General features: G+C 69.3%; 21 protein-coding genes and 1 tRNA gene. 16 read left to right on the top strand and 6 right to left on the bottom strand.

Going from position 1 to position 21,070, the window contains the following annotated elements; all coding sequences use genetic code 11:
* A partial coding sequence (locus tag VJN29_RS11905; protein WP_324143848.1) for an acyl-CoA mutase large subunit family protein occupies positions 1–934 on the top strand: 934 nt, incomplete at its 5' end.
* 52 nt (positions 935–986) lie between these two features.
* Here the strand turns inward: VJN29_RS11905 and VJN29_RS11900 are convergent.
* A complete protein-coding gene (locus VJN29_RS11900) occupies positions 987–2,423 on the bottom strand; it encodes a GuaB1 family IMP dehydrogenase-related protein (protein ID WP_324143847.1) in 1,437 nt (478 codons plus the stop codon).
* Positions 2,424–2,581: 158 nt separating this feature from the next.
* Positions 2,582–3,250, bottom strand: coding sequence for a M23 family metallopeptidase (locus VJN29_RS11895; protein ID WP_324143846.1), 669 nt, complete (start codon positions 3,248–3,250; stop codon positions 2,582–2,584).
* 177 nt (positions 3,251–3,427) lie between these two features.
* Here VJN29_RS11895 and VJN29_RS11890 point away from each other — a divergent pair, with 177 nt between their 5' ends.
* From VJN29_RS11890 to VJN29_RS11855, 8 genes are all read left to right on the top strand, one after another.
* On the top strand, positions 3,428–5,581 hold the full coding sequence (locus VJN29_RS11890; RefSeq protein ID WP_324143845.1) for an MMPL family transporter: 2,154 nt from the start codon (positions 3,428–3,430) through the stop codon (positions 5,579–5,581).
* 387 nt (positions 5,582–5,968) lie between these two features.
* Complete coding sequence (locus VJN29_RS11885; RefSeq protein ID WP_324143844.1) at positions 5,969–7,243, top strand: RNA polymerase sigma factor; 1,275 nt, start codon at positions 5,969–5,971, stop codon at positions 7,241–7,243.
* A 29-nt stretch (positions 7,244–7,272) separates the two neighbouring features.
* The gene (locus tag VJN29_RS11880; protein WP_324143843.1) at positions 7,273–7,647 is read left to right on the top strand and encodes a YciI family protein; all 375 of its coding nucleotides are present in this window, start codon (positions 7,273–7,275) and stop codon (positions 7,645–7,647) included.
* A 119-nt stretch (positions 7,648–7,766) separates the two neighbouring features.
* Positions 7,767–9,143 carry a S8 family peptidase gene (locus VJN29_RS11875; RefSeq protein WP_324143842.1) on the top strand — a complete coding sequence of 459 codons (1,377 nt, stop codon included), beginning with the start codon at positions 7,767–7,769 and terminating at the stop codon, positions 9,141–9,143.
* A 239-nt stretch (positions 9,144–9,382) separates the two neighbouring features.
* Positions 9,383–10,408, top strand: a complete 1,026-nt coding sequence (locus VJN29_RS11870) for a M12 family metallopeptidase (RefSeq protein ID WP_324143841.1) — start codon at positions 9,383–9,385, stop codon at positions 10,406–10,408.
* 78 nt (positions 10,409–10,486) lie between these two features.
* Positions 10,487–10,876 carry a VOC family protein gene (locus VJN29_RS11865; protein WP_324143840.1) on the top strand — a complete coding sequence of 130 codons (390 nt, stop codon included), beginning with the start codon at positions 10,487–10,489 and terminating at the stop codon, positions 10,874–10,876.
* A gap of 57 nt (positions 10,877–10,933) precedes the next feature.
* Positions 10,934–11,308: a PPOX class F420-dependent oxidoreductase gene (locus VJN29_RS11860; protein WP_324143839.1), complete on the top strand. Its 375-nt coding sequence runs from the start codon at positions 10,934–10,936 to the stop codon at positions 11,306–11,308.
* A gap of 94 nt (positions 11,309–11,402) precedes the next feature.
* A complete protein-coding gene (locus tag VJN29_RS11855) occupies positions 11,403–11,924 on the top strand; it encodes a hypothetical protein (protein WP_324143838.1) in 522 nt (173 codons plus the stop codon).
* Between the two features lie 52 nt (positions 11,925–11,976).
* Here the strand turns inward: VJN29_RS11855 and VJN29_RS11850 are convergent, their stop codons facing one another.
* The 3 genes from VJN29_RS11850 to VJN29_RS11840 are packed head-to-tail and all read right to left on the bottom strand — an operon-like array spanning position 11,977 to position 13,879.
* Positions 11,977–13,083, bottom strand: coding sequence for a right-handed parallel beta-helix repeat-containing protein (locus VJN29_RS11850; protein ID WP_324143837.1), 1,107 nt, complete (start codon positions 13,081–13,083; stop codon positions 11,977–11,979).
* Positions 13,084–13,112: 29 nt separating this feature from the next.
* Positions 13,113–13,547 (bottom strand): phosphomannose isomerase type II C-terminal cupin domain, encoded by a 435-nt coding sequence (locus VJN29_RS11845; protein WP_324143836.1) that lies wholly within the window; start codon positions 13,545–13,547, stop codon positions 13,113–13,115.
* A complete protein-coding gene (locus VJN29_RS11840; RefSeq protein ID WP_324143835.1) occupies positions 13,547–13,879 on the bottom strand; it encodes a hypothetical protein in 333 nt (110 codons plus the stop codon). The genes VJN29_RS11845 and VJN29_RS11840 overlap by 1 nt, the downstream gene beginning before the upstream one ends.
* A 278-nt stretch (positions 13,880–14,157) precedes the next feature.
* Between VJN29_RS11840 and VJN29_RS11835 the strand changes: the two genes are divergently transcribed.
* From VJN29_RS11835 to VJN29_RS11810, 6 genes are all read left to right on the top strand, one after another.
* Positions 14,158–15,231 carry a sigma-70 family RNA polymerase sigma factor gene (locus VJN29_RS11835; RefSeq protein WP_324143834.1) on the top strand — a complete coding sequence of 358 codons (1,074 nt, stop codon included), beginning with the start codon at positions 14,158–14,160 and terminating at the stop codon, positions 15,229–15,231.
* 3 nt (positions 15,232–15,234) lie between these two features.
* Positions 15,235–16,134, top strand: a complete 900-nt coding sequence (locus VJN29_RS11830) for an STAS domain-containing protein (protein ID WP_324143833.1) — start codon at positions 15,235–15,237, stop codon at positions 16,132–16,134.
* The gene (locus VJN29_RS11825) at positions 16,131–16,517 is read left to right on the top strand and encodes an STAS domain-containing protein (RefSeq protein ID WP_324143832.1); all 387 of its coding nucleotides are present in this window, start codon (positions 16,131–16,133) and stop codon (positions 16,515–16,517) included. The genes VJN29_RS11830 and VJN29_RS11825 overlap by 4 nt, the downstream gene beginning before the upstream one ends.
* 103 nt (positions 16,518–16,620) lie before the next feature.
* Complete coding sequence (locus VJN29_RS11820; protein ID WP_324143831.1) at positions 16,621–16,878, top strand: phosphatase RsbU N-terminal domain-containing protein; 258 nt, start codon at positions 16,621–16,623, stop codon at positions 16,876–16,878.
* A 225-nt stretch (positions 16,879–17,103) separates the two neighbouring features.
* Positions 17,104–18,555: a glycosyltransferase family 2 protein gene (locus VJN29_RS11815; protein WP_324143830.1), complete on the top strand. Its 1,452-nt coding sequence runs from the start codon at positions 17,104–17,106 to the stop codon at positions 18,553–18,555.
* A gap of 172 nt (positions 18,556–18,727) precedes the next feature.
* On the top strand, positions 18,728–19,699 hold the full coding sequence (locus VJN29_RS11810; RefSeq protein ID WP_324143829.1) for a glycoside hydrolase family 113: 972 nt from the start codon (positions 18,728–18,730) through the stop codon (positions 19,697–19,699).
* Positions 19,700–19,761: 62 nt separating this feature from the next.
* Here the strand turns inward: VJN29_RS11810 and VJN29_RS11805 are convergent, their stop codons facing one another.
* Entirely contained in the window at positions 19,762–20,355 is a 594-nt protein-coding gene (locus tag VJN29_RS11805; RefSeq protein WP_324143828.1) for a YceI family protein, read from the bottom strand.
* 377 nt (positions 20,356–20,732) lie between these two features.
* On the opposite strand from VJN29_RS11805, the gene VJN29_RS11800 reads away from it, so the two are divergent.
* Positions 20,733–20,809, top strand: a tRNA-Phe gene (locus VJN29_RS11800).
* Positions 20,810–21,070: the final 261 nt, after the last annotated feature.

The following is a 21,070-nucleotide window of genomic DNA, read 5'->3' as shown; positions in this document are numbered from 1 at the left end:
GGGGGCGTCTGCGGCGCAGGAGATCGCCTTCACCTTCGCCAACGCCCGGGCCTACCTGGACGAGTGCGTCCGCCGGGGTGTGTCGATCGACGCGGTGGCGCCGACGCTGTTCACCTTCCTCGCCATCACCACGGACGCCCTTCAGGAGGTGGCGAAGTTCCGGGCCGCCCGCCGGGTCTGGGCGCGGCTCATGCGCGACGAGTACGGCGCCACCGACCCCCGGTCGCAGCAGCTGCGGATCTTCGCCTTCACGGCCGGCTCGACCCTGACCGCCCAGCAGCCGCTCAACAACGTCGTCCGCGCGTCGGTCGAGGCGATGGCGGCGGCACTGGCGGGGGTCCAGACGATGCACGTGTCGGCGTTTGACGAGGCGCTCGGGGTGCCGACCGAGGCGGCCGCCACCCTGGCCCTCCGGACCCAGCAGGTGGTCGCCTTCGAGACGGGGCTGACCGAGACGGTCGACCCGCTCGCGGGGTCCTACGCCATCGAGGCCCTCACCGACGAGCTCGAGGCGTCGATCAACGCCCTGCTCGAGCAGATCGCCGAGCGGGGCGGTGCCCTTGCCTGCATCGAGTCCGGTGAGTTCGCGCGGGAGCTGGCCGAGGCGGCGTATGAGCACACGCTCGCCGTGGAGCGTGGCGACCGGGTGGTCGTCGGGGTCAACCGCTTCCCGAGCCCGGCCGAGCCGCTCGATGTGTTCCGCATCGATCCGGGCGTCGAGAAGGCACAGGCCGAGGCGGTCCGGGAGGTGCGCCGCACCCGCGACGGAGCTTCGGTCGACCGAGCGCTGGAGCGGTTGCGCGCCGACGTCGCGGCCGGTCGCTCGGTCATGCCCGCGACGATCGAGGCGGTCCGGGCCTACGCGACGATCGGTGAGATCGTCGCCGTGCTCGAGGACGAGCTCGGCAGCTGGGTCGCGAGCTCGACCTTCTAGGCCGGCGACCACTCACCCACTGATTCGTCACACGAATCAGTGGGTGAGTCCGTCACCAGGAGCTGTGCAGCGGCCGTCCCTCGGCGTACCCGGCCGTGCTCTGGAGACCGACGACCGCGCGCTCGTGGAACTCCTCGACCGTTCGCGCCCCCGCATAGGTGCACGACGACCGCAGCCCGGCGATGATCTCGTCCAGCACGTCCTCGACGGAGGGGCGCTCGGGGTCGATGTACATCCGCGCGTGGCTGATGCCCTCCTCGAAGAGCGCCTTGCGCGCCCGGTCGTACGCCGAGTCCGCAGCGGTCCGGTTCAGGACCGCGCGCGCCGAGGCCATCCCGAACGACTCCTTGTACTGCCGCCCGTCGTTGTCGGTGTAGAGGTCGCCCGGGGACTCCAGCGTCCCGGCGAACCACGACCCGATCATGACGTTCGACGCACCGGCCGCGAGCGCGAGCGCCACGTCGCGCGGGTGGCGTACGCCGCCGTCGGCCCAGACATGCTTCCCGAGTTCCCTTGCCGCGCTGGCGCATTCGAGGACGGCGGAGAACTGCGGCCGACCCACCGCCGTCCGCATCCGCGTTGTGCACATCGCGCCCGGGCCGACGCCGACCTTGACGATGTCCGCGCCGGCCTCGATGAGCTCACGGGTCCCCGTGGCGGAGACCACGTTGCCGGCGACGACCGGAACCTGTGGGTCGATCGCACGCACCTTCTGCAGGGCATCGATCATCTTGTCCTGGTGCCCGTGCGCAGTGTCGATGACAAGGACGTCGGCACCGGCGTCGAGGATTCTGGCCGCCTTCGCCGCGACGTCACCGTTGACGCCCACGGCCGCGGCGACCCTGAGCCGGCCCGCTGGATCGACGGCAGGCGTGTAGAGGCCGGCCCGCAGGGCTGCCTCCTTGGTCAGGATGCCGACCAGCGTGCCGTCCGCCGCGACGACCGGCGCGACCCGGCGCCGCTCGGCGGTGAGCCGCTCGAACGCATGGCGCGCGTCGACGTCCTCCGGCAGGACGACCATCTCCCGGAACATGACGTCCTCCACCTGCGTGAAGCGGTCCACCCCGGTCAGGTCCTTCTCCGTCACGATGCCGACCGGGCGCCTGCCCTCGACGACGATCCCCGCGCCGTGCGCGCGCTTGCCGAGCAGGACCTGCGCCTCGCCGGCCGTCATGTGCGGGTCGAGCGTGATCGCCGTGTCGTGGACGAGGTGACGCTCCTTGACCCAGCCGATGACCTCGCTGACGACGTCGACGGGGATGTCCTGCGGGACGACGGCGAGGCCGCCGCGACGCGCCACCGTCTCGGCCATCCGTCGCCCGGCGATGGCGGTCATGTTGGCGACGACGATCGGGATGGTCGTCCCCGTGCCGTCCACCGTGGCGAGGTCGACGTCGAGGCGGCTCGACACCGACGAGCGGCTCGGGACCATGAACACGTCGTCGTAGGTCAGGTCGTACTGCGGCTGGAGGCCGTTGAGGAAGTGCACTCCACGACCTTATGCCGTATGCCGCTGGGCTCGCTCCTCGTCGAGTGTGCAGTTCCGCTCGGGCTGGCCCCCCGTCGAGTGTGCAGAAAGTGCCGGTCCGGAGGAGCGTGCGGTCCACGCGAACGGGCACTTTCTGCACACTCGACGAGACGGGATCCTCAGACGTCCACGACCTCGCGCTCCCCGGGCAGCCACACTCGACCGCTTGGCGCGCGGAAGGCGATCGGCAGCCCCCTGGCGGTCGCCCACTCGGTCGAGTCCGTCGCCTGGACGTGCACGTGCGGCTCGGTGCTGTTGCCCGAGTTGCCACAGGTGCCCACGACGTCTCCCGCACTCACCACATCACCCGGGCCCACTGAGACGCTGCCGCGCCGCAGGTGCGCGAGCAGGACGAACGGGCCCCCGGGGGCGGCCGCGATGACGACGTGGTTTCCGGCGATGGCGTTCGGACCGCCGCGCACGCGCCCAGCCTGGGTCAGCGCATAGGCCAGGAGCGCCGGCTGCGAGCGACGTGCCTCGTAGTCCGGCTCTCCGTCGTGGGCGGCGACGACGGTGCCGGCCACCGGCGCGAGGACCGGCCGCCCGAATCCGACGAAGATCTCCGGCGGCTCGACCGAGAGGTGCGAGCGCCAGGTGCGCGGTGCCGATCGACCGCGCTCGTCGACCGGCACGAAGTCGATGGCGTAGGTCGTCCCGAACACGTGGGTGCCGTGGCTGGGGACGCGGCGGTCCGGACTGTTCTGCACGAGCCAGCGGCCACGGAAGGGGAAGTCGAGCTCGACGGGGACCGCCGCGCCACGTCCGGTCTGAGCGCCCTGTTCGTCCATGTCGACGACGGTAGGCAGCCGCCGTGGCGTGCGCGACTCGGGGACAGCCCTGATCCGCCCCTGAGGCCATCCCCCAATCCCCCGTAATTGCGGTGACGGACCCCGGAACAGTCCCTACCGTCGAATGGTGGTTGTCGCACGAGGCGGCTTCTGAATCAGGGGGGAAAGGCATTCACCATGACAGAAACACGCATAGGGGACGTCGGGCGGCTCGCTTGGCTGCCGTCGTCGCGCGTGACGAAATGGCTGGTCGTCGGCTTCTGGCTCGTCATCCTCGCGGTGTCGTTCGGCCCGGCGGGCAAGCTGCAGGGGGCACTGAACAACGACGCGACCTCCTGGCTACCGGAGAACGCCCAGTCGACCCAGGTTGCCAAGGAGCTGGAGGCGTTCCAGAGCAGGAACGAGGCGCCAGCCGTCCTCGTCTACGAGCGTCCTGACGGTGTCACGGCGGCCGACCTCCACGCGGTCGCAGGACACGTCACCGCCTTCAACGCCATGGAGCCCGTCAAGAAGGACTCGGTCGGCCCGATCCCGTCCGAGGACGGCAAGGCCATCCAGGTCATCGTCCCGATGGACATCGGCGAGGACGGCTGGGAGAACCTTCCCGAGATCACCGACCAGGTGCGCTCGATCGCAGCCGACCGACCCGACGGCCTGTCGATGCACGTCACCGGTCCGATCGGCTTTGCCGCTGACTCATCGGAGGCCTTCGCGGGCATCGACGGCAAGCTGCTCTACGCCGCGATGGCCGTCGTCATCATCATCCTGCTCATCACCTACCGCAGCCCGATCCTCTGGCTCATCCCGCTCATCTCCGCGGGCACCGCGCTCTTCGTCTCGCAAGCGGTGATCTACTACCTCGCGGACAGCAACAGCCTGACCGTCAACGCCCAGAGCTCGGCCATCCTCACCGTCATCGTCTTCGGTGCCGGAACGGACTACGCCCTGTTGCTCGTGGCGCGGTATCGGGAGGAGCTCCGGAGGCACCAGGACCGTCACGAGGCGATGGCCTTCGCTCTGCACCGTGCCGGCCCTGCGATCTTCGCCTCGGGCGCCACCGTCATCGCCGGCATGCTCTGCCTCCTCGTCGCGACGATGAGCTCGACCAGCGGACTCGGCCCGGTCGCCGCGATCGGCATCGGCGTCGGCCTGCTCGTCATGCTGACCCTCCTGCCCGCCCTGCTCGTCGTCTTCGGACGGTGGATCTTCTGGCCGGTGCGGCCGACGTACGGCTCGGCCGACCACACCCGCGACGGCTTCTGGGCTCACACGGGCAACCGGATCGCTCGCGCCCCGCGCCGCACGTGGGTCGTCACGTCCGTCATCCTGGCCATCGCCACCCTCGGCGTGCTCCAGCTCAATGCGACGGGCTTGGCGAACAAGGACGCCTTCTACACGACGCCCGAGTCCGTCGTCGGCGAGGAGGTGCTGGCCAGGCACTTCCCAGCTGGGTCCGGGTCGCCCGTCCTCGTCCTGGCCAACACCGACCAGGCCGCGGCCGTGCAGGACAAGCTCGAGACCGTCGAGGGCGTCAGCTCGGTGGCAGAGCCGATCGCCCGCAACGGGCGTGCGCTCATCGAGACGACGCTCAGCGACGCACCCGACTCCGACGCGGCCACCAAGTCGGTCGACCGGATCCGGGACGCGATCGCCGAGGTGCCCGGTGCAGACGCGATCGCCGGTGGTGACACCGCTGCGCGCGCCGACACGCTGCGGGCCTCGGACGACGACAACAAGCGGACGATCCCGCTGATCCTCGGCGTCGTGCTGCTCATCCTCGTGCTGCTGCTGCGCGCCGTCACGGCACCGCTGCTCCTCATCGGGACGGTCGTGCTCTCGTTCGGCGCAGCGATGGGCTTGAGCGCGCTCGTCTTCCGGCATGTGTTCGGCTTCGCCGGCGCGGACCCGTCGCTGCCGCTCTTCGTGTTCGTGTTCCTCGTCGCACTGGGGATCGACTACAACATCTTCCTGATGACCCGGGTCCACGAGGAGTCGAAGGAGGTCGGCACCTGGCGCGGCGCCCTGGCCGGGCTCGCCGCAACGGGTGGCGTCATCACCTCGGCCGGGCTCGTCCTCGCGGGCACGTTCGCGGTCCTCGCGACGATGCCGGTGGTGGCCTTCGCCGAGGTCGGGTTCGCCGTGGCGCTGGGCGTCCTTCTCGACACCCTCATCGTCCGGTCGGTGCTCGTGACGGCACTGAACCTCGACCTCAAGGGACGCATGTGGTGGCCGAGCCGCCTCGCCCGCAAGGACGCCGAGTTGGCGGCCGCTGCGGACGCGGCAGAGCGGGAGATGGAGGAGGTCGCCCCCGAGCTCACGCCGGCTCGCTGACCGATCGAGGGGGGCCATCCATCAATCGGGAGACCAGTTCGGGACACACGGCGATGTCCCGAGCTGGTCTCTCGATTCACGTGTCAACCGACGTGTCGGCCGCCCCGGCCCGCGCCAACCGCGCCGCGGTGCGCAGACCTCATCAGCACTCCTGCCGCGGCTGCCGCCAGAGTCATGGTGAGGCAGCCGATCGGCAGGGGCAGGCAGCACCCGCCGACCGAGACCTTATTTCCCCGGCGGGTCGTCCTCGAGTACGTGGGGATGGGGGCGAGGCGGAAACGACCTCTGCGCTGGGGCTCCATGCGGCTCTCCTCGTGGCTTGGCAGTGCCGCACTCCTACCCAGGCGGCCGCTGTACGCAACCTCCTTTGGCTAGGTTGGGAGACGTATGGAAGGCCCTACGACGCCGGAGTACCGGGATATCCACCCACACCGCGACGAGCTCGAGGCAATCTGGCGTCGCGAAGCGCCGCTCGTGCTGGCGGCGGTGGCCCGGCGGTGGGAGGACTTCGCCGCTGCGGAGGATGCCGTCCAGGAGGCGTTGGCTGCGGCGACCGTCCAGTGGCCCCGCGACGGCGTGCCCGAGGACCCGAGGGCGTGGCTCGTGCGGGTCGCCTCGCGGCGGATGGTCGACCAGGTGCGGAGCGAGGTCGCGCGCAGGGCGCGGGAGGAGCGGGAAGGGCTCGCGAGCGCCGACTCCCCCGAGGTCGCTGACCGGGACGACTCGCTCACGCTCCTGCTGCTGTGCTGCCATCCGGCCCTGACCGTGCCGTCCCAGGTGGCGCTCACCCTCCGAGCCGTCGTGGGGCTGACCACCGCGCAGGTCGCGCGGGCATTCCTCGTCCCCGAGTCGACCATGGGCCAGCGGATCAGTCGGGCCAAGAAGGTCATTCGGGACGCTGGCACGACGTTCGAGCTGCCGGGGCCCGACGAGCTGGACGACCGGGTCAGGGCGGTCGTGCACGTGCTGTATCTCGTCTTCACCGAGGGCCACACGAGCACGCAGGGCGGTGGCCTGACGAACGAAGATCTGGCCGCCGAGGCGATCCGGCTCGCACGGCAGCTCCATGGGGCTCGTCCCGACGACCCCGAGGTGGCGGGGCTGCTCGCGCTCATGCTGCTGACGGAGGCCCGTCGTCCGGCGCGGATGGGGGTGGATGGTCGCTTGGTGACGCTCGCCGAGCAGGACCGCACGCTGTGGCGTCGCGACCTCATCGAGGAGGGTGTCCGGCTCGTCACCGAGGCGCTGGCGTCCGGTCGCGAGGTCGGTCCGCACCAGGTGCAGGCGGCGATCGCGGCGGTCCACGACGAGGCCGCGACGGCTGAGGACACCGACTGGCCGCAGGTGCTGCGGCTCTACGAGATCCTGGCGCGGGTCCAGCCGGGGCCGATGGTCGAGCTCAACCGGGCCGTTGCCGTGGCCGAGGTCGACGGACCCGCGGCCGGGCTTGCGGTTCTCGACGGTGTTGGCTCGGAGCTCGCCGGGCACCACCGCTGGCACGCCGTCCGTGGCCAGCTGCTGGCACGGGCCGGCTCGCGGGTCGAGGCCGTCGCCGAGGTGCGCACCGCCGCGAGGTTGACGTCCAGCGAGGTCGAACGCGCCCATCTCAGCGCCCTGGCCGACGATGTCGAAGCAGGAGGATCGGCTCCGACTTCTGCGTGAACCACCCGAATCAGTCCGAGGAGGACGCCATGAAGTACGTCGTGCTGATCCACTCCAACCCCCAGCCCTGGGGCCACCCGACGAGCGAGTTCCTTGCCGCTCACCAGCAGCTGCCCACGGAGGAGCGCGAGCGGCTCAACGCCGAGTTCGAGTCCGTCATGACCGAGATGTCGGCCGCCGGCGAGCTCGTCGGCGGCTCCGCCCTGGGCGACCCAGCCGAGGCACGCCTCTTCCGCTGGGAGCAGGGCAAGGCCCTCGCCACCGACGGCCCCTACGCCGAGGCGAAGGAGCACTTCGCGGGCTTCTTCCTGATCGACGTCGCCAGCCGCGAGCGGGCCGAGGCGCTCGCGGCGCGTTTCGCCGGGCCCGGGGAGACGGTGGAGCTCCGGGCCGTCGTGGGGTGAGGCGCGGACCGGCGGTTCCTTCGTTCGCCCCAGATACGAGTGTGATCGGTGTCACACTGGAGCGTCTGAGCCGGCCCCCTGCTCGGCACCGTCGGCAGCTGGCTCACGTAGGGGCACACATGTCACGACGACGCATCGTGGCTGCCGTGGGGGCGGCAGCGCTCGCGGTCCTCATGGGGACCGCGCCATCCGCAAGCAGCCAGGAATCAGCAACCACCGCAATTCCCGCCGCCGCAGCGGTCGAGATCTGTGAGGAGCTCTGGGCCGGCACCTTCGAGGCCCCGAGCAGCGAACCGCTCGCCGAGTGCCAGTGGAACATGGCGCTCATCGGCGCCGACGACGAGACCCGAGCCGCGGAGGCCGGGGCGGGTGTCCGCGTCGGCATCATCGACAGCGGCATCGATCTGGAGCACCCCGACATCGCGCCGAACCTCGACGTCGACGCGTCGTGCTCGTTCATTGCCTCGGATGACCCCGCCATCCTCGGCGGGCTCGCACCGGCGTCGGAGGCCGGGAACGGCGACTGCACCAACAAGGCCGCGGTCGATGACATCAATGGCCATGGCACCCACGTCGCGTCCATCGTCGCGTCGCCCGTGAACGGCCTCGGCGTCGCGGGCGTGGCACCCGAGGCGACCGTCGTCGCGCTCAAGGCGTGCACCGAGAACGGCTTCTGCTTCGCCTACGCCGTGGTCGATGCGCTCCGAGCCGCCGGAGACCTCGGACTCGACGTCGTCAACCTCAGCCTCTTTGCCGACCCGTACCTCTATTACTGCGGCAACGACGCAGAGCAGCGCGCCATCGCCAAGCAGATCACTGCGGCGGCGCGCTACGCCCAGCAGCGCGGCGTCCTCATCGTCACGTCCAACGGCAACGAGCAGGACGACCTCCAGCACCCGACGGAGGACCACATCAGCCCGGACTTCCCGCTCGACACCGCCATCGAGCGCGCCGTCGGGAACCAGTGCCGAGTGCTGCCGGCCGAGCTGCCCGGCGCGGTCACCGTGTCGGCGACCGGGCCGATCGGCTACCCCGGCTACACGATGAACATCGCCGAGTACAGCAGCGTCGGCAGCACCGAGGTCGCTGCTCCCGGTGGCGACTACTTCAGCGCCACGGACACCGTGCAGGACGCCATCCTCGCCGCCACACCGATGGACGGTGCGATCTGGGCCCAGCTCGACCCGCTCAACGCGGTCTTCCCCGGCATCACCGTGATCGACCAGGGCGCGGGGTTCGTCTACCTCAACGGCACATCGATGGCCGCACCGCATGCGACTGGGGTCGCGGCCCTCATCGTCGGGCAGCACCCGGGTTGGGGACCGAGCGCGGTCCGGGCCGCCCTGATGCGGGGCGCCACACCGCTCGCCTGCCCTGTTGACTGGGAACCGCTGTCGCCCGACGACGAGCGGCTCCGCTGCTACGGCGGGTCCGACGGCTGGACGTCGTTCTTCGGGCACGGCCTGGTGAACGCACGGAGCGCCGCCGGTCTCTGACCTGATCCAATCGAGAGTGCAGTTCGCGCCATCATGGGCGCGGACTGCACACTCGACCAGAAGCCGGCACGGCGCGGACTGCACACTCGACCAGAAGCCGGCCCCGGCGCGAACTGCACGGTCGTCGAGAAGCGAGCTCAGCGGCATACGTCCTCGTTTTGCGTGTGGCGCGGAAGGAAAGCGCGCACCATGAAGGGAGGCGGGAGCGAGGGGCGCTCCCGGCACTCGAGGGGGAGCCCATGACTGAGAAGGTCTGCTTCGACAAGATCCTGCCCAAGGACCTCATGCGGCCGCACCGGCGCACCCGGGGGCTCGACGGCAACGACCGCGCCATATCGCCGATCGGCAAGTCGTGGATGAACGGCACCACATTGAGAGTGCGGTTCCTCGGCGGCACGCCGGCACAGCAGGCCGTCGCCCAGGAGCAGGCCGGCTGGTGGGCGGAAGCGTGCAACATCGCGTTCGACTTCGGCAACCACCCGCTGTCGGCCACCGACCTCCGGATCTCGTTCGACCAGAACGACGGCGCCTGGTCCTACGTCGGCACCGACAACAAGGGCATCCCGGCGAACGAGGCCACGATGAACCTCGGCTTCCTCGACGGCGGGACAGCGGGCCACGAGTTCGGGCACGCCATCGGCCTGGCGCACGAGCACTCGAACCCGGCCGGCGGGATCCAGTGGAACGAGCCGGTCGTCCTCGCCGCGCTCGCCGGCCCGCCGAACTTCTGGGACGAGGCGACGGTGCGGCACAACGTCTTCCGCAAGTACGCGCTCGACCAGATCAAGGGCACGCAGTTCGACCCGGACTCGATCATGCTCTACGCGTTCCCGGCGTCGTGGACCCTCAACGCGATCGGCACGCACGAGAACGAGGTGCTGTCGGTGCTCGACGAGGAGTTCGTCGCGGGGGCCAACATGTATCCCAAGGCCGGTCCCGTCGTCTCCGACGCGGTGCAGCTGCCGCTCGACGGGACGAAGGTCAACGCGGACATCGGCAAGGGAGGCGAGGAGGACGTCTTCACCTTCGCGGTCAAGTCCGACGGCGTCTACGAGGTCAAGACGAACGGGTCGACGGACGTCTACCTCAAGCTGTTCGGCCCGGACAGCGACACCGCGCTCATCGCGCAGGACGACGACAGCGGCTACGGCCTCAACGCGCGCATCCGGCGCGGCCTCGTGCCCGGCACGTACTGGGCGCAGGTGCGCCACTGGAACGTGGAGACCGGCACGGGCAAGTACTCCATCAGCGTGCAGTCCCGCTGAGCCCGGCGCCGCCGGGAGGTGTCGTATGCCGCTGAGCTCGCTCGGCGGCACACGGCGCCCCGGCGCTACGGTTGCGTCGTGCGGCCCTTGGGTCACGTCATCCTGTACGTCTCCGACCTCGCCACGTCCCTGACGTTCTACCGCGACGTTGTTGGGCTGGAGCATCGGTTCACGGACGCGGGCTACGCCGAGTTCGACACGGGGCCAACTCGGTTCGCGCTCTATGAGCGGCGGCGTGCCGAGTGGCTGACCGGCCACCCGGTGGTGCCCGGGCCGGCTGGCGAGGTCGTGCTCCTGGTCGAGGACGTCGATGCCGTGACCGATGCACTGCGCGCCCGTGGCGTCCCTCTGCTCGCCGAGCCGGCCGACCGTCCCTGGGGGCACCGGACGGTCCACGTCGCCGACCCGGACGGGTTCGTCGTCGAGTTCGCGCAGGAGATCCCGCGGGCCCGCTCGCGAGGTCACTGACTGCCCGGTGCTGGCGGGCGATTGACGGTGCCGACGCACACGTCGCACGCTGAACGGGTGGACGTGGCCCCGGCCGAGCACCTGCGGCGCTCGAGCACTGCGCTGCTCACCACCTACCGTCGCGATGGCCGCCCGGTCGCGACACCGGTGAGCGTCGCGATCGATGGCGTCCGGGTCTACTTCGTCACCGCCGCCGACAGCGGGAAGGCCAGGCGGCTGGCGCGCCGCGCCGAGGTGACGCTGGCGCCGTGCACGCTACGGGGCGAACCGCTCGGACCTGCGCTGAACGGCACCGCCAGACCGATCCCGGGCGGTGCGACCTGGAGATCGCCGCACCTCCGGCCGATGGGCGGGCTGTTCGGGAGCTGGCTGATGTACCGCCTGCGCGGGCATCGGATGGTGCTCTTCGAGGTCGAACTCGTGAGCCACTGACCTTGGAAGCGGCAGCCAGCTCAGCGGCATACCTGCCCTTCGCTGGTGGCGTAGCGCGGTTGACTTGCGCATGCAAGCAAGTAATCCTGATTACATGATTACTGAACAAGCAGGTGAGCGGGTGCGCGGGTGGTTCACGGGTCGGCTGCCCGACGAGTGGAAGGTGGCGGCGCCGGAGGTCACGGTCGACCGCGAGGAGATCACCGTCGTCCTGACGATCAGCGACGTCGACCTGCCGGACGGGTCGAGTGACGCCGAGCGGGCGGAGGCACGGGCCGGGCGGGCGAAGGCGTTCCGCGAGGACACGCGCGGTCGCCGCATCGAGATCGCGCGGGAGGCGGAGCACCGCTTCGACCGAAAGGTGTCGTGGGCGGTGAGCGTTGGGGACCGGACCGAGCTGTTCACGCACGTGGCGGCGCCCGCGATGACGCGGCTGCGTCAGCGCGAGCGGATGGTGCTGGACACGCTGGTGGACGCCGGTGTGGCGCGGTCGAGGGCGGACGCGTTGGCGTGGTGCGTGCGGCTCGTCGGGCAGCACGAGGAGGACTGGCTGAGCGAGCTGCGTTCGGCGATGGCCAACGTGGCGGACGTGCGGAGCAAGGGGCCGGCGGCCTGACCGGGTGCCGCTCGATCATTGTCGCCGGTTCGGTCCGATGGGCGGCCGTCGGTCAGGGCGTCGCGGTGTGGCGGCTCAGCTGGGAGAGGGCGTTCGTGAAACCCGCGACGGAGCCCCCCTCGTAGAGGTTGCCCAGGTCGAGCGCGGTGGCGCCTTCGGCGAGGTGAAGCGCCGCCGACGTGTGGTTGCGATAGCCGTGCTCGAGGACGGAGAAGATGTTGCCGCCGATCGCCACCTGACCACAGCCGGTGCGCACGTCGATGTGCGCGGCGCGTCCGTCCGCGTCGGTGCTGTTGGACGTGAACCCGTTGTTCGCGATGGAGACTCCTGCGGCGCCCGTGGTGGGCGTCCCGTCGAGCAGGATGCCGATCCGCCGGTTGCGGTCAATTCCGTTGGTTGTGAGGAGGATCCGCTTTGGCGACCCCGGACCAGTGTCGGCGACGTGAATACCGTTGTCGTTGTTGTAGATCGCACTGTTGGTGACGGTGGTGGCCCAGGCGCCGATCACGATTCCGTGGGCTCCGTTGTCGCCGACGATGCACCCGTCGACGAGCGTGTCGGCACCGTTGACCTCGATGCCGTGGTGGTGTGCGTAGTTGCTCGTGCTGTGGAGCACGCGGCAGGCCATCCTCCCGGCTCCGATGTAGAGGTTCGACCCACCGCTCCCCCAGTCGGGGGCGTGTGGGTCGCTCCGGCCGTGGAGGTAGCAGCGGGAGATGATCCACTGGGTATCCTCCGCCGCGGGCGAGTCGCTGAGGCTCACGACGTGCGCCCGGCCGGCGGTCTGCATGAGGTTGTTGCCGTCCAGCTCGAGGTCCTCGAGGATGACGCGCGTCGCTCCGGTGGGGCCGAGGATCAGGGGCTCGTTGGTGCCGGGCCTTCGGACGATCCGGCTCACCGTGCCCATCGGGTAGGCATCGACGTAGGCGCCATCCTGGTAGCGGTACGTGCCCGAGTTGGCTCCGGCCAGTCGCGTGGCGGCGCGCATCGTCAGGGTGCGGCAGGAGTAGTCGCCGGGCGGGAAGAAGGTGATGCCGCCGCGGTCGATGGCTGCCTGCACGGCAGCGGTGTCGTCCGTCGACCCGTCGCCTGCGGCGCCCAGGTCCTTGACGTTCACGCCTGTCGCACCGCCTTGTGGTGAGAGCACCTGCTGGTCCATGTGAGCACCTTCCCGGAATCGGGGCGACGTCAGCGGCCGTAGTCGTCGTCGAGTCGCTCGATGTCGTCCTCGTCGAACGGCCCGAAGGCGAGTTCGAGGACGCGTCTCGGGGTATCGCCGCTGTTGGTCATGCGGTGGACGGTGCCCTGGGGAATCCAGACGATCTCCCCGCGCGTCGCCATGCGCTCGAACGTGCCGATCGTGACGTCGATGGGGCCGTCGAGGATCTGCCAGAGCTCGCCCCGTTGCTCGTGTCGTTGCAGCGACAGCCGCTGCCCGGGCTCGATCGTGATGAGCTTGACCGTGACGGGCGTGTTGCAGGCCAGCTGCATGAACTCGCCCCAAGGCCGTTGCGAGACAAAGATGTCCGCCGTCGGGTCGGTCATGGTCCTCGAACGGCTGTGTACCGCAGGGGCGAGCGAGGGCGCCGGGTCGTCAGTTCCGGTGGCGCGCAGGTCGGTCATCATCGCTCCTCGATCTCGGGGTTGTCCTGGTGGCTGCACCGGCCCATCGCGCATCGCGCCGGGATGGTGATCGGCGGGATGCTGACCTCGAAGCCCATGAGGTCGACGGTCACCGGCTCGATGATGGCGCTGGTGGTGCTGGAGCGCTCGTGGCTTCTTGGGCTCGGGGCCGGGGTCGGGCCCGTCAGGTGAACGGTTGCTGACTGGCGGCGGCTCCCCCTACCGATGTGGGCACCGGCGCCGTCGAAGAGCTCTCCGGTGAACACGCCCTCGACCGCGGCACCGTGGGGACCCATGCTGAAGTGCTCGATCCTGAGGGTGCCCTGCATCATGCCGGTCAGTCCCCGCGGGCACTGGAACGCGCCGCGGATCGGGGTTGATCGGCAGGGTTCACGGGACTTGGGCACTCGGCTCGGCTCTCTGGTGGGCTCTCTGCTGGGCTCCCTGTTGGGCTCTCGGCTGGGCTGGTGGGGCCGCCCGATGGGGATGACGGTCATTCGGGCTCCTAAGGTCGTGTTTCCGCGCGTGCGGACGTGGACAGGTGGTTTCGGTCTCAACCTGGATGACGCCTTGCACCCACGCGCATGACGTGGCGACGTAGTCTGCACAGGTGAGCACCGCCGGGCACGACGAGCGGAGCCAGGACTCGGGGCACGGCGACGTCGCTTCCCTCCTGCCCATGGTGCGCCGCATCGTGCGAGCCCGGGTCGGTTCCCATTCCGCAGCAGAGGACCTCATCCAGGAGACGTTGACGCGGGTGCTGGCGGCGTCGTCCACCATCGAGGACGGCATGCTCGAGCCGTACGCGATCGTCACGGCTCGCAACGTGATCGCATCCATGTGGCGGGACGTGGACCGACAGAAGCGCAACGAACACCGCGTCGTCGACCTGCGACAGCCCGACGCGCCGGATGACCAGGTGGTGCTCGACGAGGAGCAGTCGGCGGTGGCCGACGCACTCGCCCGCCTGTCCGAGCGGGAGCGCGAGGCCCTGCTCGCACACGAAGTGTCCGGCAAGGACACGCACTCCCTGGCCGCGGAGTCCCAGAGCACCGCGGGGGCGGTCGCTGCGCAGCTCAACCGCACGCGGGCGCGAATGCGCGTCGAGTACCTCTTGGCACTGGAGAAGGCGGAGCCGCCCACCGAACAGTGCCGACCGGTCCTCCTGGCGGTCTCCAGCGGGGATCGGCGGCGCCAGCGAGAGGTGGATGCCGCACGACACGTGCTCGGCTGCGAGCTCTGTGCCCGGCTGAGCGAGCCTCTCATGAGGCGAGGTCAGGCCCGCGAGGACGAGGTCCGCGTCGCCATCGCCGGCGACGCGGACATCGTGGCTGCGCGGAAGGCGGCCCGCGAGATGGCGTCGCGAGTGGGATTCGGCGGCACAGACCTCACAATCATCGCGACAGCGGTCTCTGAGGTCACCCGCAACATCGTGCGTTTCGCTGGAAAGGGCCAGGTGATCGTGACGATCATGGACGACCCCCGGCCCGGAGTGCTCGTCGTGGCACATGACGCCGGCCCGGGCATCGCCGACGTCGAGCAGGCGCTCGAGGACGGCTACAGCACGTACAACGGTCTGGGTCTCGGGCTGCCGGGCGCCAGGCGCCTCATGGACGAGTTCGCCATTGTGTCCGAGCCGGGAGTCGGCACGACGGTGACGATGACGAAACTGCGGAAGGAGTGAGTCATGGAGAAGCGACCTGACGTGATGGAGGACCGAGTGGCGACCGTGGAGGAGACCCCCGGGACGGAACTGCTGCCCCAGCTCGTGGCGCACCTGAGGGAGCACCGCTCAACGCTGCGGGCCCAGTGGGCCGACCGGATCCACGGCGCCCACCTGCTCGAGGCGATGACGGCCCAGGAGATGGAGGCGGAAACGACGTCGGTCTACGACAACTACGTCGAGGTGCTGGAGACCGGCAGCGTCGAGGCGCTGCAGCACTACGCCCGTGACCTGTCCGAGCGGATCATCCCGCGGGGCGTCGAGACGCACGAGGTCGTCGGCATCGTGCTGCTGCTGCGTGACGTCCTCGCGCGGTCCCTCTTCGAGAAGTACCAGAGCGACTTTGCCCTGCTCAACCGGGTCCTGGACGCCTACGAGCCGGCGGCGAACCGGATCGCGAACACTGTCGCGGTGAGCTTTGTCGACGAGCGGGAGCGCGTCATCAGGCAGCAGCAGGAGGCCATCCGTGAGCTGTCGACACCGGTCCTCCCGGTTCGGGAACGGTTGCTCATCCTGCCCATCATCGGCGTCCTCGACGCCGAGCGGGCTCGCCAGCTGACCGAGCAGCTGCTGGGAGGCATCCGCAAGCATCGGGCCCGGGTGGTGGTCATCGACATCACAGGCGCGCCAGACGTGGACGAGACGGTCGCCAACCACCTGGTCCAGACCGTTGACGCGTCACGCCTCATGGGTGCGAGCGTCATCATCACTGGAATGTCCCCAAAGATCGCCCAGACGCTCGTCACCATCGGTGTGGACCTGAGCAAGATCGACACCATGGGGGACCTGCAGGGTGGGCTCGAGGAGGCCGAGCGGCTCCTGGGCTACAACGTTGAACGAAACGCGGAGGCAGATTTGCAGTGAACACCGGACCGGCGCTCGTCTCGATCCTGCGGCAGGGTAAGTACCTGATCGCGTCGATCCACACTGCCCTGGACGACTCCGAGATGATCCGGTTCCGCGACGACCTCATCGAGCAGATCGGGAGCCATCGCTCACGAGGAGTCATCATCGACGTGGCTGCTCTGGACGTGCTCGACTCCTTCGGCTCGAACACGCTGCGCTCCATCGCGGAGATGTCTCGGCTGCGGGGCGCCGACACCGTCATCGTCGGCATCCAACCCGACGTGGCCATCGCGATGGTCATGCTGGGCATGGACACGACCGGCATCCCGACGGCGCTCGACCTCGAGGAGGGTCTCGTGCTGCTCGACCAGCGCCAGCGTCAGCGCATGGCTCGTGAATGACGATCCGGCCCATGAGTCGGGTCACTCCAGTGACTCTGGTGCCGTGGGCGCGGATGCCGTGGGCGACTCGGGTGGAGCGGGCGACTCTAGCGACCTGGGTGCCTTGACTGCCGACTACAGGGTCGCCTTCCTCCGCTCGCTGCCCCGGCAGCAGGAGGAGGCGCTGACCAGTGGCTACGAGCTGGGGCGCCGGGCGTTCACGGATGGTGTGAGCGTCCTCGAGCTCGCCCGCATCCATCACGAGGTGCTGCTCGAGGTGCTCCGGGATACCACTCCCGAGCAGGTCGCCGAGGTGGCCGCCTCTGCGTCGACCTTCTTCGTCGAGGTGCTGGCGACGTACGACATGGCGCAGCGCCGGTGAGGCACGGCTGATACCGCTCCAAGGTTGATGACGCGCTGGGCGGCCACGCATGACGTGGACGCGCCTGGGTCTCCTTCCCCACGTGGAGCGGTAGGGCACGGTTTCCGCGGAGCCGGCTCAGCGGCATACGTCGGCATTCCCGCGTCATGCGGGCTGGCTGGGGTCGTTGTCTGGCTGTAGTGGCACGAAGCCAAACCGCGTCGGGGGACGAGGAAGGAGACACCTGTGGCACGACGTCGCCGCCGTGCGTTGCGTCCCCCGAGGACAGCCCTGCTGGCCCTGCTCACCGTGCTCGTGCTGGCGGTGAGCCTGAGCCTCTACCCACGCGCCTGGACACTCCAGGAGTTCGGCTTGGGGGCCTACCTGAGCGTGGTGTGGACCCTGCCCACCCTGTTGTCCGTCATGGCCGTCATCGGCGCGATCCAGGCCCGCCGGTCGTTGACTCGGCCCCGAGACGTGGACGTTGACTCCCACGCTGACAACCTCCTCATCGTCCAGGTCCCGACGATCGGGCGCACCGATGTCATGCCCGCGCTCCGCCGCGTGGTCGCGAGCATGGAGAGGACCATTCCGGCCAACTTCAGCCGCTGGCGGGTTGACGTCGTCGCGGAGGAGTCGTCCGAGGCCCGTGACGAGCTCGAGGCGCTGAGCTCTGAGCATGTGCGCGTGCTCTACGTGCCTGCGGCCTACGAGACGCCCAACGGCACGCAGGCCAAGGCCAGGGCGAACTGCTGGCTCGACGAGTTGAGGCAGCAGGAGGGCGAGTCGCGTGAGGACGTGTGGGTGCTCCACATGGATGACGACACCGGGATCGGGCCGGACACCGTGGAGCACGTCGCGCGCTTCATCAACGCGAACCCGGCCGATCACCGGCGGAGCAAGCTGTTGGCGCAAGGCGTGCTGACGTACCCACGACAGTTCTCGAGCAACGGGCTGGTGTGGCTGGCGGACGCCGTGCGGCCGGGATCGGACCTGTCCGTGTTCCGGCTGTGGACCGGTGGCGGCCGTCCCCTGCTCGGCGCCCACGGCGAGCTGCTCCTCGTCCGTGCCGACATCGAGTCGGCGGTGGGCTGGGACTACGGCCGGTCGCTGTCGATCACGGAGGACGCGAACTTCGCGCTGCTCTTCGCCACCAGGTATCCGGGCCGCTCGGCCTGGATCGCCGCCCGCTGCTACGGCAGCTCCCCCGAGTCCTTCGCCGATCTCGTCAAACAGCGGAAGCGGTGGGCCCGCGGCCTGCTGCACGTGGCAGGCAATCCGGCCGTGCCGCTGCACAACCGCCTTCTGCTGAAGTACGCGTTGGCGTCGTGGGTGCTCGGACCGCTGCAGCACGTGTTCGTCGTGCTGGGCGCGTCCGCGCTGCTGGGATTGCGGTACACGGCGCCGGTGCAGCCATGGATCCTCGGGCCCTGGGCACTCAACCTGGGCGTCGGTCTGTGGATGTACGTCGAAGGCCTGCGGGCGAATGCGCATGCCTCCGGGGGTCCTGCGCCGTTGCGCTATCGGTTCGGCCTGCTGCTCATCCCCTTCTTCACGCTGGTCGAGGGGTATGCCGGCCTGCGCGGCTTCGTCGCCTTCGTCAGGGACCGCCTGGGCTGGGGCCGGTCGGAGCTGTTCGAGGTCATCGCCAAGACCCACGAGGTCCCCGCGAGCCAAGGAGGCAGCCGTGCGACCTAGTCCATCTGCCCGCGTCTCATCCGGGGTCGTGGCAGCGCTGGTGTCGCTGACTGCGTGTTCGTCCATCGACCCCCCCGCGATCGAGCCGAGTCCGTCCGAGGTGTCCGGGTCATCGGCTGGTGGAGGCCAGTCGAGCGCGAAGGAGGAAACCGCAGCCGAGAAGCCGAGGGTCGTGCCTGCTGCGAAGCGGTGGCAGCCCGGCGACGAGCAGCGCGGGCTGCAGGTTTACGCGCACAACGCGAACGGCAAGTCCGCGGACGCCAACATCGGGAGCATCCTCGACTACGTCGTGGACCGGGGGGCCAACAGCGTGGCCTACAGCTTTCCCATCTACACCGACGGCCAGCGGCCGAAGCGCGTCTACACCAGTGCTGAGACACCTGAGCCTGAAGTGCTCGGGAAGCTGGTGGCGGCCGCAAAGGAACGAGGACTGCGAGTCATGGTCCGGCCGTTGATCGACGAGGCCAACCTGCGCACGCCCTCTGGTGGGTGGCGCGGGACGATCCAGCCGCCTGACCTCAAGGGCTGGTTCGAGAGCTATGAGGACGCGTTGATGCCGTATCTGAAGTCTGCGCGTGCGGCCAAGGCGGACGAGTTCGTGCTGGCAACGGAGCTGACGTCGCTGCAGCCGGAGCACGACCGGTGGGAGGATCTGGCCCGCTCGGCCGCCAAGGTCTTCCCCTCAACGCTGAGCTACACCTTCAACTGGGATGCGGCGGACGAGGAGATCGTGCCGCGCGACGGCGCCGCCGGGCTCGACCTCTACTTCGCGGTTGACCTGGGCCCAGACGCGACCGTCGAAGAGCTGACCGACGCCCTGTCCGGTTACATCATGGCGAAGCCGAAGTCGCTGCGATCGAACATGGTGGCGCAGGAGGTCGGGATCGCGGCCGAGGATGACGCCTATCAGCACCCGTGGAACTGGGGCAGCTCGGACGTCGAGAACCTGAGTCCCAAGATCCAGGTGAACTGGTTCACGGCTGCGTGCCAGGCGGTCCGAGAGGCGGGGCTGAAGGGCATCTACTACTGGATGCTGGACAGCAGCATCGACCCTGCCAAGGTCGACCCGAGGACGGAGGGATCGGCGGGCTTCATCGGCCGCCCAGGCGAGAAGGCCATCGAACGCTGCTTCGCCGGGAAGTAGCACCGTTCGCCCGCGAGCCCCTTTCCGGAGGTGTGAAAGGTCACCCCGAGACTGAGTGGCGGTCAGCCTTCCTGGTTCTCGACCGGGCCCTGCTGGTCACCCTCGCCCGACTTCTGGATGGCCGAGATCTCGAACTCGAGACTGATCCGCTCGGAGACGAGAACGCCGCCCTTGTCGAGCGGCATGTTCCACTCGAGGCCGTAGTCCCGCCGGTTGATCCGCCGCGAGCCCTCGAAACCGGCGCGGAGCGCGCCGAACGCATCGGTCTGCACCCCGATGAGCTCGAGCGGGATCGTCACCGGCTTGGTGACGTCGCGGATGGTGAGGTGGCCTGAGATGACGTAGGCGCCGTCGCCGACCTCCTCGATCTGCGAGCTCTCGAAGACGATGTCGGGCCACTTCTCGACGTCGAAGAAGTCACCGCTGCGAAGGTGGTTGTCCCTGTCGTTGTTGCGCGTGTCGACGCTGGCCGCCTTGAGGACCACGCGTGCCGACGACTTGGACATGTCGTCGAGGTCGGCGTGGAAGTATCCCTGCACGTCGTTGAACGAGCCACGGACCGTCGTGACCATCGCGTGCCGGGCCGAGAAGCCGATGCGTGTATGGGCTGGGTCGAACTCCCAGTCACCGCTCAGCGTGGATCCGGTATCGGACATGCGCTGTCTCCCTGATGTGTCGTTGAGGTCGTGGCCATCACTCAGTACCCGAAGTTGAAGGTTTCATGAGGGCTTCGGTACTTGCAAGTTACGCCGAACGCTCCCGTTCCGTGGAACGGTTCCATTTTGCGGGACGCGAGGCTGCGCGAGGGGCCCAACACGTGGCGGAGATCACTCACGACGCCGGAGCCCGCGGCGCCGGTGACCAGATGGACCGAGAGCGAGCCTCGAAGGCCGCCCGGCCGGGAGTTCGCCAGGCCGCAGCCTCAGGTGCATGGGACAGTCGTCGAGCGCGCGTACAGGGGCGTCGACATGCACCGCTGATCGCTGATTGGGTGGCCGCCTACCGGTTCCGATATAGTTCCGATCGCAGTCCCGGCCAGGTAGCTCAGTTGGTACGAGCGTCCGACTGAAAATCGGAAGGTCGGCGGTTCGACCCCGCCCCTGGCCACCACCCGAAACCGCAGGTCAGAAGCCTCTGGCCTGCGGTTTTGTCGTTCGCGGCGTCTGCTTCCGGGGCCGGCGAGGGTCGGGACGGGTGACCGCGAATGACCGCGACACGCCGAGGATCGCCGGGAGTTATCGCACGAGTTATCGCGCGACGTCTTGACGTCGAACACACATGAGCCACCCGTGACCTCACGCCGAGATCCAGGCCGGGCGGCGAGATAGACGGGGTCGCTGCTGAGGCAGCCGCGGGTTCGCGCCCGCGGAC

It is taken from the genome of Intrasporangium sp. (assembly GCF_035280925.1).
Lineage (GTDB): Bacteria > Actinomycetota > Actinomycetes > Actinomycetales > Dermatophilaceae > Intrasporangium.
This window is presented reverse-complemented; position numbering and strand designations above follow the sequence as displayed.

What these genes read in the sequence shown, in the direction of transcription:
- VJN29_RS11830 (WP_324143833.1), top strand. Translation starts at nt 15,235, where the DNA reads ATGGAGAAGCGACCTGACGTGATGGAGGACCGAGTGGCGACCGTGGAG.
- VJN29_RS11855 (WP_324143838.1), top strand. Translation starts at nt 11,403, where the DNA reads ATGATTACTGAACAAGCAGGTGAGCGGGTGCGCGGGTGGTTCACGGGT.
- VJN29_RS11840 (WP_324143835.1), bottom strand. Translation starts at nt 13,879, where the DNA reads ATGATGCAGGGCACCCTCAGGATCGAGCACTTCAGCATGGGTCCCCAC.
- VJN29_RS11805 (WP_324143828.1), bottom strand. Translation starts at nt 20,355, where the DNA reads ATGTCCGATACCGGATCCACGCTGAGCGGTGACTGGGAGTTCGACCCA.
- VJN29_RS11890 (WP_324143845.1), top strand. Translation starts at nt 3,428, where the DNA reads ATGACAGAAACACGCATAGGGGACGTCGGGCGGCTCGCTTGGCTGCCG.
- VJN29_RS11870 (WP_324143841.1), top strand. Translation starts at nt 9,383, where the DNA reads ATGACTGAGAAGGTCTGCTTCGACAAGATCCTGCCCAAGGACCTCATG.
- VJN29_RS11880 (WP_324143843.1), top strand. Translation starts at nt 7,273, where the DNA reads ATGAAGTACGTCGTGCTGATCCACTCCAACCCCCAGCCCTGGGGCCAC.
- VJN29_RS11850 (WP_324143837.1), bottom strand. Translation starts at nt 13,083, where the DNA reads ATGGACCAGCAGGTGCTCTCACCACAAGGCGGTGCGACAGGCGTGAAC.
- VJN29_RS11875 (WP_324143842.1), top strand. Translation starts at nt 7,767, where the DNA reads ATGTCACGACGACGCATCGTGGCTGCCGTGGGGGCGGCAGCGCTCGCG.
- VJN29_RS11895 (WP_324143846.1), bottom strand. Translation starts at nt 3,250, where the DNA reads ATGGACGAACAGGGCGCTCAGACCGGACGTGGCGCGGCGGTCCCCGTC.
- VJN29_RS11885 (WP_324143844.1), top strand. Translation starts at nt 5,969, where the DNA reads ATGGAAGGCCCTACGACGCCGGAGTACCGGGATATCCACCCACACCGC.
- VJN29_RS11845 (WP_324143836.1), bottom strand. Translation starts at nt 13,547, where the DNA reads ATGACCGACCTGCGCGCCACCGGAACTGACGACCCGGCGCCCTCGCTC.